Annotated in this window: 8 protein-coding genes; 2 read left to right on the top strand and 6 right to left on the bottom strand. The window is 55.4% G+C overall.

The features are described 5' to 3' along the window. Positions 1 to 256: 256 nt before the first annotated feature. Positions 257 to 1,891, top strand: coding sequence for an alpha-D-glucose phosphate-specific phosphoglucomutase (locus tag QQ91_RS11525; RefSeq protein WP_166275222.1), 1,635 nt, complete (start codon positions 257 to 259; stop codon positions 1,889 to 1,891). A gap of 155 nt (positions 1,892 to 2,046) precedes the next feature. Here QQ91_RS11525 and ctpC read toward each other — a convergent pair whose 3' ends face one another. Together ctpC and QQ91_RS11535 are read right to left on the bottom strand one after the other, a co-directional pair. Further along, positions 2,047 to 3,357, bottom strand: a complete 1,311-nt coding sequence (ctpC, locus tag QQ91_RS11530; RefSeq protein ID WP_166275224.1) for a carboxyl-terminal processing protease CtpC — start codon at positions 3,355 to 3,357, stop codon at positions 2,047 to 2,049. A gap of 187 nt (positions 3,358 to 3,544) precedes the next feature. Beyond that, positions 3,545 to 5,539 carry a vWA domain-containing protein gene (locus QQ91_RS11535; protein ID WP_236095873.1) on the bottom strand — a complete coding sequence of 665 codons (1,995 nt, stop codon included), beginning with the start codon at positions 5,537 to 5,539 and terminating at the stop codon, positions 3,545 to 3,547. 291 nt (positions 5,540 to 5,830) lie between these two features. Here QQ91_RS11535 and QQ91_RS11540 point away from each other — a divergent pair, with 291 nt between their 5' ends. After that, positions 5,831 to 6,181 (top strand): Rieske (2Fe-2S) protein, encoded by a 351-nt coding sequence (locus tag QQ91_RS11540; RefSeq protein WP_166275226.1) that lies wholly within the window; start codon positions 5,831 to 5,833, stop codon positions 6,179 to 6,181. Here the strand turns inward: QQ91_RS11540 and thiO are convergent. The 4 genes from thiO to QQ91_RS11560 all read right to left on the bottom strand — a co-directional run bounded on the left by thiO (position 6,171) and on the right by QQ91_RS11560 (position 14,334). Next, entirely contained in the window at positions 6,171 to 7,340 is a 1,170-nt protein-coding gene (gene thiO / locus QQ91_RS11545; protein ID WP_166275228.1) for a glycine oxidase ThiO, read from the bottom strand. The genes QQ91_RS11540 and thiO overlap by 11 nt on opposite strands. Positions 7,341 to 7,357: 17 nt before the next feature. After that, on the bottom strand, positions 7,358 to 8,641 hold the full coding sequence (locus tag QQ91_RS11550; protein WP_375340946.1) for an aspartate aminotransferase family protein: 1,284 nt from the start codon (positions 8,639 to 8,641) through the stop codon (positions 7,358 to 7,360). 60 nt (positions 8,642 to 8,701) lie between these two features. Next, a complete protein-coding gene (pgmB, locus tag QQ91_RS11555) occupies positions 8,702 to 11,713 on the bottom strand; it encodes a beta-phosphoglucomutase (RefSeq protein WP_166275230.1) in 3,012 nt (1,003 codons plus the stop codon). A gap of 149 nt (positions 11,714 to 11,862) precedes the next feature. Continuing rightward, positions 11,863 to 14,334, bottom strand: a complete 2,472-nt coding sequence (locus QQ91_RS11560) for a sucrose synthase (RefSeq protein WP_166275232.1) — start codon at positions 14,332 to 14,334, stop codon at positions 11,863 to 11,865. Between the last annotated feature and the right edge of the window lie 85 nt (positions 14,335 to 14,419).

The following is a 14,419-nucleotide window of genomic DNA, read 5'->3' on the forward strand; positions in this document are numbered from 1 at the left end:
TCCCGGATGTATTGCTGATGGCTCTGCCCGCGTGAGCGCCCCAGGCCTTCACCGTTTTTCCAGACGTAAAATCCTCAAGCAAGGCTTTGCGGTGGAGAGGATCGGTTTAGACCGCCGCGATTTTTATTTTCTGAGGAAATTATATATCATCCCCCTACAGCATAGACAGCGCCCTTGAGAGCATTTTCCCACGGCCCCTAAGCCTATAGTATGGGAGACACCATTCCATGCTGGGCTTTGCAACGGAGAGATTCCCATGACGATTCAGACGGTCACAACTACCCCCTACCCCGATCAAAAGCCTGGCACCTCAGGTCTGAGGAAGCAGGTATCGGTGTTTCAGCAACCCCACTACCTTGAAAATTTTGTGCAGTCTATTTTTGATAGTCTGGACCAGCTTGACGGTGCGCTGCTGGTGCTCGGCGGCGATGGTCGCTACTACAATCGTCAGGCCATTCAAACCATCTTAAAAATGGCTGCTGCCAATGGGGTCGGACAGGTGAAGGTGGGACAAGGGGGCATTCTATCAACTCCGGCAACCTCCTGCGTCATTCGCAAATTTCAGGCCCTAGGGGGCATCATTCTATCGGCCAGCCACAACCCCGGCGGTCCCCAGGGAGACTTTGGGATTAAATACAACGTTAGTAACGGTGGGCCAGCCCCCGAAAAGGTAACTGAGGCCATTTACGCGCGATCGCAGCGCCTAGATCGCTACAAGATTTTAGAGGCCGGGGACATTAACCTGGACAAATTAGGCGAAACTCAACTGGGATCCATGCGCGTCGAGGTCATTGACGCAGTGGCTGACTATCAGGCGCTCATGGAATCGATCTTTGACTTTGATCGGATTAGAGCGCTGTTGACGCGACCCGATTTCAAAATGTGTATGGACGCGCTCCATGCCGTCACCGGACCCTACGCCCGCCAGATTTTGGAAGGGACCCTCGGGGCACCGGCGGGCACCGTACGCAACGGGATTCCCCTAGAGGATTTTGGCGGCGGTCATCCGGACCCCAATCTGGTTTATGCCCATGATCTTGTGGAGCGCATGTTTAGCCTGACGCCTCCTGATTTTGGGGCGGCCTCGGATGGCGATGGCGATCGCAATATGATTTTGGGCGGCAACTTTTTTGTGACGCCCAGCGACAGTTTGGCCGTTCTGGCCGCCAACGCCACCTTAGTCCCAGGCTATCGGTCAGGACTGGCCGGGATTGCCCGATCTATGCCCACCAGCGGCGCAGCTGACCGCGTGGCGGCCAAGCTGGGAATCGATTGTTATGAAACCCCCACGGGCTGGAAGTTTTTTGGCAATCTTCTGGACGCCGGAAAGGCCACCCTGTGTGGCGAGGAGAGCTTTGGAACCGGGTCTAACCATATCCGCGAAAAGGATGGTCTGTGGGCCGTTTTATTTTGGCTGAACATCTTGGCAGTCAAGGGACAGTCGGTGGAGGCCATTCTGCAAGATCACTGGGCAACCTATGGCCGTAACTACTACTCTCGTCACGACTATGAAGGCGTTGAGAGCGATCGCGCCCACCAGCTAATTACGCAGCTGCGGGCCAAGCTCCCCCAGCTTCCCGGGCAAACCCTGGGATCCATGACCGTAGACTATGCCGATGATTTTAGCTACACCGACCCCATTGACGGCAGCGTCAGCGAACGCCAGGGGGTCAGAGTTGGCTTTACCGACGGGTCGCGAATTATCTTCCGACTGTCGGGCACCGGGACCCAGGGGGCAACCCTTCGCCTCTACCTGGAGTCCTACGAACCTGACCCCCATCAGCATGGCAGCGATCCCCAGACTTCCCTGGCCGAATTGATTGAAATCGCAGACCAGATTGCGCAGATTCGGACCCTGACCGGCATGGAGCAGCCCACGGTGATCACCTAAACAGGACAGACCTTAAACCCCTGGCCCGCTTGCCGCCTCGAGATTACATCCCTGAACAACCGGGCCAGGGTTCAGTCCTGCTTACAGGACTGAACTGATCAAAGCTCGTTAGCCCCCTTAACAGGGGCAGCCAGGCCTGAACCCCCAGATTTTTATTAAACCCCAGATTTACTGCGGTTAGAGGCTCCCAGGGTTTCGCCCGCCTTACCCTTAGAGATTTGCTCAGTGAGCACCTGGAGAGCTTTCGCATACTGGGGATCAGCCGGAGTCCCAATTTGGTCACGACGCAGAGTTTCCAACTGCTCCTCGGTAAGCTCAATCTGAATATCTGGGACAATCCCAGATTTGTGAATATCTCGCCCGCTGGGAGTATGGTACTTCGCTACGGTGACCGCTAGACCGGATCCATCTTGCAGCGGATGAACCGACTGCACTAAGCCCTTGCCAAAGGTTGTTGCCCCCACAATGGTGGCCCGATGATTATCCTGGAGGGCACCGGCCAGAATTTCGCTGGCGCTGGCAGAACCTTGATCCACGAGCACCACCAGCGGCTTGTTGGTTAACTGCCCCCGACCCGCCGTGAGGCGATCGACCTCTCCCTGACGATTAATGGTGGTGACGATGGTGCCCTTATCCATCCACATGCGGGCAATCTCAGCGCTGGAATAAAGCAGTCCGCCCGGATTAAGTCTTAAGTCTAGAATGAACCCAGACACGTTCTGATTGTTCAGCTTTTGAATGGCGTCCTTCATTTCTGAGGCGGCATTCCCGCTAAACTGATTGAGCCGGATGTAGCCGATTCCACCACTGGCGCCATTTTGACGGAAGCTAAAGCGTACCGGATGAATTTCAATGCGCGCCCGCTTGATCGTAAAGTTCAAGCGCTCATCGCCACGGGCAATGGAGAGGGTAACCTCCGAGTTAACCGGACCACGGATGAGGCTAACCACCTCATTGATGTCCATGCCTTCAGTGGATTGCCCATCCACCTGCAAAATGACGTCCTGTGCCAGAATTCCGGCAGCAGCAGCCGGGCTATCTTCAATGGGAGAGATGACAACAATATTCTTGGTATCTTCTTCCTGGGAAATTTGAATACCCACCCCGGTGAGTTCCCCCGAGGTATCAATTTGCATACTCTTAAACTGCTCAGGATCCATGAAGCGAGTATAGGGGTCGCCAAGCTGGTCGACCATCTCACGGATAGCGTCGTAGGCTTCCTCTTTGGACTGATACTTACGATTTAAATAGTCGCTGCGAACCGCATGCCAATCGACTCCATTAAAGCTGGCATCGACAAAATCGTGCTCAATAACCTGCCAGACCTCATCAATGGTTTCCTTCGGACTTTCCTTAAAAAGCGCCCAGCTACTTGGTAATTGGCTCAGACCAGCCCCTGTCACCACAACGCCCGTTCCCAAAAGTGCGGTTGTTCCAAGAACCAATCCACGCGTTGAAATTACCATGGAAGTACCTTTAATAGCCATTAACGTAAGCTCACTCTAGCATAGCCTCTATGGAGTTGCATGGTCTGTCTCAATGGGGGGTACCCGTCTGGCCCCATCAAAGGCCACCAAGGCGCGACAGCCCTGAATGGGTGCCTTTCAAGGGAGCTATTACGAGTGATACCCCTAGAGTGCCCTAAACCCGACTCTATTCTTTCAGGGTTTGAAGAGAAAGATTCTGGGTTTGTTCCACCAACCGCTGAAACTCGGCGCGATAGCCAAAGCGATCGCCTCCGTTTGCATCGCCCAGAATCTGGAGAACATCCTGGAACTGCGCGGATCCTCGATAGGGGGAATCACGCAGCAGCATCCCGTACAGGGCCACGGCGGCGGCAAACTTCAGGTCGCCCGAGGCGGCGGCAAAGGTCTGCTGGCGATCGCGGAGCGATCGCGTGATCAGCTGGCTGGTGGACTGACCGGGTTCTTTGTAGCGTAACTTCACCTGGAGCAGATCATCGGATCCCGACTGGGGCTGGGGCGGAGTTTGATATTTCAGATCATCGACCTGGGGCAGATCCAGGCTGGTCTCGACGCCAGGGGGAATAATTTCGTAGAGGGCGGTCACCGTGTGGCCGGAGCCGATTTCACCCGCATCCTTACGATCGTCGTTAAAGTCTTGAGCCCTGAGCTGACGGTTTTCATACCCAATCAGGCGATAGGCCTGCACCTGAGATGGATTAAATTCCACCTGAAGCTTCACGTCCTGGGCAATGGTAAAGAGGGTACTGCGGAGATCGTGGACCAGTACTTTTTGAGACTCTAGTAGGGTATCTACGTAGGCATAGTTGCCGTTTCCCCGATCAGCCAGCAGCTCCATCTTGGAATCTTTATAGTTTCCGGTTCCAAATCCAAGAACCGTGAGATAGACCCCCGCATTGCGCTTGCGCTCAATGAGTTGCTCTAAGTCGCTGTGGCTGGAGAGGCCCACGTTAAAATCTCCGTCAGTCGCTAAAATGACGCGGTTATTTCCCTGGGGCTGAAAATGATCCTCAGCCAGATCGTAGGCCAATTGGATTCCGGCCACACCGGCCGTGGATCCTCCCGCTTCCAAACGGTTAATCGCCTCCAAGATTTTGGTTTTCTGAGCGCCGGAGGTGGGTGGTAAAACCACCCCAGCACTGCCAGCGTAGACCACCAGACTGATGCGATCTTGCGCAGACAGTTGCCGCACTAGCAGGCAGAGCGATCGCTTCACCAACGGCAGCTTATGGGGCGATCGCATCGATCCCGAAACATCAACTAAAAACACTAGATTACTGGGGGGAGTCTGCTGAATTTCGCGTCCTTTCAAGCCAATTTGCACCAGTCGGTGCTGGGGATTCCAGGGGGCTTGGGTCACCTCGGTATGGATCGAGAACGGTTCCCCAGGTTTTGCCGGCGCATAGTCGTAGCTAAAGTAGTTCAGCAGCTCCTCAAGTCGCACAGCATCCCTGGGGGGCAGCGTTCCCTGGTTAATAAACCGGCGTACATTGCTATAGGAGGCCGTATCCACATCAACCGAGAAGGTGGACAGGGGTGCCTGAGTCGGCCTCAAAAAGGGGTTCTCGTCAATGACGGCATAGTCCTCCGTATTCAATTCATTGGTACTCAATTCATTGGAATTCAATTCATTGGCAGTAAAGTCACGGGACCTAAAGTCTGCGGATTGTGGGGCTGGGGAGATTGCTGGGGGCGGCGAGGCCGCGGGCAGGGAGCCTCCTGGCGGGGAGAGAACCTGCTGTTTAACGGCGGGGGCAGCCCGGTTCATGCCTCCGGAGAACAAGACATCTCCGTCTCGATCTCTCAAATTCAAGTCCCCTTGCGGCTCGGGATATCGACGCTGGAGATCGCTCAGGATTTGCTGATCTCCAGCCCTCAAGCGGGGAACCGATTGAGCCGCCATTTGCCGAGCCAGGAGGGCGATGGCCTCGGCCAGTTCCTCTGGACTGAACCCCAGGTCCTGGTGGGGCAGGGTTTGCTCCAAGTACTGGTTATAGAGAGACTGAAGCTGGCGAACATCCGAATGGGAGGGCAACAACAGCGGCTGGCGATCGCAAGCTTGCACCCGAGTCGGGGCCTGGGCCTGAGCCGGTGGATCGATCCAGATCGGGCTGGCCAGTCCCGAGAGCACCAGTCCAACAAGAGACAGCGAGAGTTTCATCATCAGGTCCAGGGCGTAGGTGAACAGACTGTGCCATCGAAGCCCTCAAGCTTCTGGCTGGCATTATCTTAGGTCTGCCAGCCCAGTCACCCCAGTCTCGTTTCAAAAACGGAAATCAGACTGACCCAGGTTCAGAGACATAAAGCTTCTGCAAATCCCCATTGTTCCTCTAGAGTAGTAAAGCAGGCGAGGTCCAAGGGACCGGTCCTACCAAACATCCTAAGGGCGACGCCACAGAGAGTGGGGCGTCCGTCGTCAGGGATGGCGGCCAGTGATTTCTTAGAGAGGAAAACAATGGGTTGGGAAAAAGCCGTGGCGGTCAGTGAACTGCCAGAGAACAGCAGGAAAGTAGTTACCCTGAAGGGCAACAAAATTCTGTTGCTGCATCAGCAGGGCGAAATTTATGCCGTGGACAACCGCTGTCCCCACATGAAGCTCCCCCTCAAAAATGGCAAGGTGACTGCAGAAGGGGCAATCATTTGTCCGTTTCACCGCAGCGCCTTTGAACTATCCACAGGTCAGGTGGCCCATTGGACGCCCTGGCCTCCCGTCGTCGGGAATCTGATGGCCATGGCCTCCCAGCCTAAAGCACTCCCCACCTACGCCACAAAGGTGGAGGACGGATCCATCTTTGTCAATCTCTAGCTATCACCCTTGAGTGACAGTCTTGGCGGTCAATTTTCGCGCTCGATCCGCAGACCTGACCCCATCGATCCCAACGAAAGTCCGATAGCATTGGATCTAATCGTCGGTGAAGCATCCATTCGGTCATTAACTTGGCAGTGACGGGTGCGAGCAGAACACCATTGCGATAGTGCCCCGTGGCGATCGCCAGATTGCCATAGGGACTGGGGCCTAAAATCGGCAGCTCATCGGGGGTGAGGGGTCGGTATCCCCACCACTGGGCTTGGGGACGATAGGTAGCCAGGGACGGCAGCATTCGGGTTGCCCCCTGAATCAGCTGTTGCAGTCCTTCCAAAGTGTTGTGGGGGGCAAACCCAACGGCCTCGCTGGTGGCCCCAATCACGATTTCTCCAGACCGACGCGGCACCAGATACACCTGTGGCCCAAACAGCACTTGCTCCAGGGCTAGGGTCGAGGCGGTCTCTCCAGGTAGCACAGACATCATCTGTCCCTTGCGCGGATAAACCGGCAGGCTCAGGATCTGATGGGACCAGGCCCCGGTGGCCAGTAAATACTGATCTGCACGCCAGAGGCCCTGGGAAGTCTGCACCGAGAGGACGCGATCGCGCTGAACCTCAAGCTGGGTTACGGTCACACCGGTTTTCACCTGCACACCCAACTGCTCCGCAGCGGTGGTTAACAGGTGACCAAGGCGACGATTGTCCACCTGAGCATCCTTAGGAAAATACCAGCCCCCCTGAACTTCAGGGCTAATACCCGGCTGCAGCGCGCGAACTGCGCTCTGGTCATACCATTGCCTGGGTTGGGTGGGGGCGGATTCAGACTTCTCTTCTAAGTCCTCCCATAACTGCGAGGGATCGTTGAAGGTGGGGCAAAGAATGCCGCAGGGCCAGTAGCCACCGCTCTCTCCCGTGAGTTGCTCTAGGCCATGGATCCAGCTCGGATACAAATCTCGGCTCTGTAAACACAGCTTCAGCATCGCACCCTGGGTGATTCCCTCGGCCTGGGGAGCAAGCATCCCCGCAGCGGCATAGAGTGCAGCCTCCGAGGTGGATCGCGTCAGCACCGTCACCGCCGTCCCCGCCAGGGCCAGTTCCACGGCAGTGGCCAGCCCTATGGCGCCACCCCCTAAAATTAAAACATCACAGCGTTGAGTCACAATCTTGACAACACCAGCTACAGCGAGGCGATCGCCCGCTTGAGTCGAGCAATCGCTTCATGAATTTCATGGGCTTGAATAATCAGGGGCGGGACGAAGCGAAGAACCTTCGGGCCAGCTGGCACAATTAGCAACCCCTCTTGCAGGGCTGCCTTGACCACCTCAATGGCGGTGAGGCGGGACTCAGGAGAAATCACCAGCCCCTTCATCAGACCCCAGCCCCGCACCCTCTGAAAATGTTCGGGGTACTGACTCGTCAACGCCGCCAGTTCTTGGTGCAGCAGGGCCCCCATCTGCTCCGCATGGTAGGGAATATGCTCTGCTTCGAGGTATTCACACACCGCAAGGGCGCTAGCACAGGCCAGGGGATTGCCGCCAAAGGTACTGGCATGATCCCCCGGCTCAAAGACATCGCAGGTGGATCGACAGAGCATGGCACCAATGGGAATGCCGCCAGCCAACCCCTTAGCCAAGGTGAATATATCCGGTTCAATCCCCAGGTTTTCATAGCCCCAATATTGTCCGGTTCGGCCCATGCCAGTTTGAACTTCATCGAGGATTAACAGCATCTGATTTTGATCGCACAGCTTTCTCAGTGCCTGAAAATAGTCGCGATCGCCAGGATTCACGCCCCCTTCTCCCTGGAGTGGCTCAAGGAGGATGGCCACGACCCGCTGCGGTCCCTGGTTGAGATCGGCAACCGCCTGCTCAAGGGCCTGGAAATCGTTGTAGGGAATATAGGCAAACCCAGGAACCAGGGGCGAAAAGCCCCGTTGATATTTGGGCTGGCCCGTTGCGGTAATGGTGGCCAGGGTTCGACCATGAAAGCTGCTGTGGGCAGTGAGAATCACAGGCTGATCCACCTTCAGCACGTGGTGACCGTACTTGCGTGCCAGCTTGATGGCCGCCTCGTTAGCCTCAGCGCCAGAGTTGCAGAAAAACACCTTATCTGCGCAGGAGTGCTGCGTGAGCCATTGGGCCAGCCGCCCCTGCTGGGGAATGTAGTAGAGGTTAGAAACGTGATGGAGCCTTTGCATCTGCTGGGTAACGGCGGCCACCAAGTGGGGGTGGGCATGACCGAGGGTACAGGTGGCAATGCCCGCAACGCAGTCCAGGTAGCGATGGCCCTGATCGTCCCAAACCCAAACGCCTTCGCCTCGATCCAGTACCAGGGGAAAGCGCCCATAGGTTTCCATAACATGGGCATCAAAAACATGGGCATCAAAGGTTTCAGTCAAAGGGACTTCCGACGATTGAGGCGGCTCAATTGGGGGGTGAGACAAGGTGGTTTCAGAACTCACAAACAATACCTTTGCGCGAAGGAGCTACTATTTTAGTACACATCCAAAGGGCCAAACTGTTCAGGCAATCATCTGCTGTGCCGTTCGAGCCGTCAGGGAATCTCCCACCTCCGAGGCAGGGGTAGCCTTTTGTCCCAGAGCCCTGAAGATTTGCCCCCAGGTTGCCCGCGCCAGGCTCGGCAGAACCACATGGGCCGCCCCCACCCGTTCCTGCGGCCCCAGTCCCACGGTCCACATTTGAGCAGCCAGGGCAGCCTGGATGCCAGCCTTTGCATCTTCAAACACCACGGTCTGGTGAGGAGCAATCCCCAGATGCTGGGCAGCAAATAAAAATAAATCCGGGGCGGGCTTGGATCGCTCAACGCTGTAGCCATCGGCAATGACATCAAAATAATGGGTAATCCCCAGTTTGTTGAGCACTGTCCGGGCATTTTTGCTAGCTGACCCCAGGGCCACTTTCACCTTAGCCTGCCGGATTTCCTGCAGCAGCGCCAGCGTGCCTGGAAGGAGATCAGTCGGGGTGATCTGTTGGAGCAGGCGGATGTAGTATTCATTTTTACGAGCCATCATGGCCTGCAGCTGATCCTCCGACGCCGAGCGATCGCCTAGGATTTTCAGCAGCGAGTCGCGACGCGGAACGCCCCGCAGAGACTCATTCATGGCCCGATCAAAGGGCAAGCCCTCTTCCTGGGCAAGCTGGCACCAAGCCTGGTAGTGAAACTCTGCCGTATCGGTGATCACACCATCCAGGTCAAAGATAGCGCCCTGCAGATCCAGCCCTGATCGATGCAGCGGCGGGGAACTGGACCGGGGGGAGGGCTCAATCTGGTGATCTACAGTCACCCGGTCTACATCATCTCCCTCGGCATCCCCCGCCGCATTGCGGGTGAAGGTATATCGATGCCACTGCCCTCGCCAATAGAGCTTAAACTGCAGCCGCGTCCAAGACTGGGGAAGGTAGGGGGAGGCCTGTGGCCCAGAGGGAGTCAGATGAATTCCCCCAAACCCAAACACGACGGCCTGCCAAACGCCTCCAGCGGAGGCACCATGGATGCCTTCCTGGGCATTGCCCCGCAAATCCTCCAGATCCACAAAGGCCGCCTGGCAAAAGTGATGATAGGCCGCTTCGGTCTTACATAAATCACAGGCCAAAATCGCGTGAATAGCCGGACTCAAGGAAGATCCATAGGTTAAATCCGTGCGGGGAACGTAGTAGTCCCAGTTGACCTGGAGGGTTCTCAGGTCGTAGGGAAAATCCCGAGACTCTCGCATCAGATAAAGCAGCATCAGGACATCGGGCTGTTTTAACACCTGGCGTCCATTGGCCCCGTCAATGCCCAGCAGCGATTGCATCGATTGATGCCGCGGCTCGTAGCTGGCCAGGTCAATGTCCTCCAGGGCGAAAAATCCTTCAAATTGCTCAATTAAACCGGTTTGCTCATCCCAAAGGAAAAGCATCTTTTTGACGATGTCTTGCCAGCGCTCTATCACCTGCGGATGAATCTGCAAGCGATCGCACAGATCCGTGGCTCGGGCCGGGTAGTGATCCCACAGCCAGTGATAGATCAGCAAGGCCTTTTCCAGATGCCATTGGGCAATGCGATTGGTAAAGCCGTTGTTGTGGACATGCTCATGAAATTCATCAGCCCCAATGACGTTTCTAATCTCATAGAATCCAGTTTTAGGATTGAGCTCCACCCGACTCATCCAGAAAATCGCCGTATCCAAGATAATTTCAGCGCCGAAGTCACGAATCCAGTCATCATCTCCCGAAGTTTGCCAATAGGTCCAAATGGCGTAGGCCACATCAGCGCTGATATGAATTTCCAGATCTCGACACCAGATGCGAATATCCTCCGCATAGGGTTGAATCGAGGCAGCCCAGCGGGGCGTGACCTCATCCCCCGTGGCCGCGCTTTCCCAGGCAAACATGGCTCCTTTGTAGCCATAGTGCTGGGCCTTGCGGCGAGCCCCCTCCAAGGTGTGATAGCGGTAGCTCAGCAAATTTTTAACCATCCTGGGCTGGGTAAAGTTAAAAAACGGCAGTATAAAAATCTCGGTATCCCAGAAGACATGCCCGCGATAGCCAAACCCAGAAAGGGTCTTTGCTGGAATGCTGACCGTTGGGTCAGTGGGGGAGCCACAAATTAACAGCTGAAATAAGTTAAACCGAACCGCTAGCTGTGCTTGCTCATCCCCCTCAATCCGGACATCGCTTTTGTCCCACAACGCGTGCCAGGCCGCATCATGGGCCTGCTTCAGCTGGGAATAGTCCGGAACCGTGGCCAGGGACTCGGTCATGGACTCCCAGGGGTTAGCCGCCTCGCGACTGGTAAACAGGGAAACAACTTTCTGCACAGTCCAGGATTCTCCCGGCGCAATCTGTGCACGGCGAACCACCGTGGGATAGCCCGGAATATTGGAGCAGGTTTTCTCCGAGCCCCAGGAAGAGAGCCGGGCTCCGAGGGCCAGTTTCAGCTTTGTCCCTCGGGTTTCAACCAGCAGTCCCATAAAGTCTGCATCACAAGCTTGAGATTTAATATCCCAATGGTTATAGCCCTGGTTATCGGGATAGCCGCTCAGGCTAGCCTCAATCTCAATTTCTCCTGCAAAGTCTAACGATTGCACGGTAAGCTGTACTGCCAGCAGGTGGGGATCGGCCAAACTGGCAAACCGCTCAAAGGTCAGCGAAAGGGTGTGTCCTTTGGGACTGCGCCAATGGACTGACCGCCGCAGGGTTCCCGTTTTTAGATCCAGAATCCGCTGATAAAACAGCAGATGCCCCTGGTCCAGACGGAAGCGATCGCCCTCTAGAATAATCCCCAACGAGAGCCAATCCGGACAGTTAGCCAGCTCGGTATAGAGAATGGGGACATCATCAAACATTCCATGGATCAAGGTGGTGGGGGAAGAGTCGGGAAACCCCTCCTCAAAGGTGCCACGGGTGCCTAAATAGCCATTGCCAATGGTGAATAGGGTTTCGCGCCACCGCTGTTGCGGTGGATCGAACGCCAACTCGACCAGGGACCATTCGTGATAGACCAAGGGCTTATGGGGGGGGGCAAACGTCATGGCGTCAAGTCCTTAACCAAGATTGCAGACGGCAGAGAAGAATCGAAACCAGTACTATCATGAACCAATCGCTTAAAAAATAGCGAAAATCAGATTAAGAGCAAATTAAAGCTTATTTTTAGGATTTACAGCCATGATTCCCCTCTGTATCAGGGAGCAGCCGGTAGCTGAAGATCGCACTCCGCCGCCCTTGTCCCGGATCCAAAGGGTCGCCAGTTCTCCAGGGGCAGAGGAGCCGAAAGCCGCGACTGAAACAGCAGCGCATAAAGCGCGTTGAGATAGCAGGCCAGGGCCCGCTGACTCTGACGATTAAACCGTTGAGTGAAGCGATGTAAACTGGCGATGGTCAACAGCGATTTAACATGCTGATCCCAGCGATAATGCTTCTGAACTCGCTCAATGGCCTGTTGAGAAAAGGTATGCCACAGGTCGGGTTCTCGTTCACAGCGCAGGACAAATTCCAGCACTTGATCCATGGCTTCATCTAGCTGAGTGGGATTAATTAAAAATCCGCTGCGGTCTGGCTCAATGATTTCAGCCGGACCGCCAAACTGGGTCGCAAACACAGGAATGCCGGTCACCATCGCCTCTAGCAGGGTGAGTCCAAAGGCCTCAAAGCGACCGCCGTGGAACAGAACGCCCTGACGATCTGCAATAATTCGGTAGGCTTCGGCGAGGTGATCTCCCGGCAGGCGTTGACCAATCCAGCGCACATCCGAGATCAGCTGGTACTGATCCAGGATGCGGTGCAAATTCTTTAGAAGCTGACGCTGGTCTGCCGTAACCGCCGCTTCGGGGTGAATCATTCCGGTCAGCAGGATCAAATTACAATGCTCCCGCAGGGGACGGTTGCGTCCAAAGGCCTCCAGAAGTCCGGTCAGGTTTTTAATGGCCAACACCGGTGCAAATGCTAAGATAGGACGCTTTTCAGGCAATCGTAATTGCCCCAGGGTGTCGGGATGGTGGGCATCAAACAGAAGGGTCTCCACGGCATGGGTCAGGTCCACAGACCGCCGCTGCTTTTGGCTGTGGGGGAAGAAAATCGCTTCATTGATCCCAGGCGGCACCACATTAAACCTGGCACTGCGCAGATTAATTCCATTGACCACATGGTAGAGCTGAGGCATGGTAAAGCACTGATAGGACTCATACTGGCCCAGGTTGTCGTAGCTGCCAGTAATTTCCTGATGGGAAGAGGTGAGGATAAAGTGGGCCGCATTCATGGAAATCAAGTCAGCCGAGAACTGGATGGAAAAGTGATATTTCGCCTCTAGATCTTGCCAATACAAATCGCTAAATAAATGCTTTGACTTTTCTAGGGCGTGGGCAATCCCTCCATGCAGGGCCTTAAACCGCCTCGCCAAGCGAGCGGCCACCAGATTGCCATCGGAATTGTGGCCGAGGAATAAATCGGGGGGCTGGTGATGAAACAACGGCTCCAGCTCCTGGGTGACCTCCTCGACAAAGCGATCCAGGTAGGGCCACACCTCAAACTTAGACACCCAGCTTTCCACGGGCTTAAGCTGGTCATCGCGAAAGGGAACTCGCAAAATCTTGGCAAACTGCGTCCCTTGGATGGGTTCGATTTTGTAGTTGCAGTGGGTGCCTTCGCACTCGGGAATCAGGCGGGTCACAATGACCACCTCAGGCTTAATCTGCAAACTGGACAGCCCCGCCAGATCGAAGCACTCCCGCAGCTGTTGTTCCAGATAGAGGGCCTGATCAAAAACATAGGCCACCTGCCCCCCCGTTTCTGCTTTCCCCAGCACGTCCTCCTGGGCCACCCAGCCATGGACCGAAACCGAAACCACTCGAAAAATGAGCGGGATACGCTGCAACAAGGCCTCAAATACCGCTGGATCAGGAAACTCAATGACCCGCTCCAGCAGATCAAAGGTTTCCTTAATGCGCTGCACGGAATTCCCCCAACCGGCCTCAAGACCAAGGCCGCGCAGATCCTCAGCAACGGCGAGGTAGGGCGTCTGGGGCGGTTGGGAGTCCAGACCCGGATAGGCCGCTTGCAGGGCCTGACGCACCTGATCCAGGGAGGTGATCTGGTCGTTGATCAGCAGGGGCAGATCTCCATAGGCGCTGTTTTGCAGCAGATCAAACAGTTTAGTGAGCCACAGGGCCGGATCCTGGCGGCGCCAGTCTAACAGGCGCCGCTTTAAAAATTCCAATCCATGACCAATATTGCGCTCATCTTCAATGGTGAGATCGGGGTCAAAAAAGGGCTCGAAGTCAATCTCAAAGATAGGGGGAGCACTGGAGTGAACGTGGCGATCGCGCCGATCAAGCAGTTCCCGAGGCCCCATGCGCGCCACAGTCTCTAAATCCGCTGAAATCCTATAAATTGACTGGTTCGCAACGCGAGGACGTAAAATCAGCCAAAAGGAATCGGGATCAAGCAAAATTTCGTGGGTAAACCCCATCAGCTCCCCCAGGGGAGAGGAATAAAAAAAGTAGGCCGGTTTACGATGCTGTTTACAAATCCAGGCAAACTCCTGCAGAATCTCGTTGCGCAGGAAATAATGCTTTGCCCGCGATCGCAAAAGCTGAATAAAGGCCGCCAGCGTGGCGCAATCTTCACCTTGAAGAACGGTTTTAATCAAATTTTCCATGGCTCACCTGCACTTGCTGCCCGAAGCTCGAAGAGCATTGCCCGTCTCCTCACCCTCACGAGCGGAGCCCCAATCTCCGCTTTCA

The sequence above is a fragment of the Lyngbya confervoides BDU141951 genome (genome assembly GCF_000817775.3).
GTDB classification, from domain to species: Bacteria; Cyanobacteriota; Cyanobacteriia; order Thermosynechococcales; family Thermosynechococcaceae; genus Lyngbya; species Lyngbya confervoides.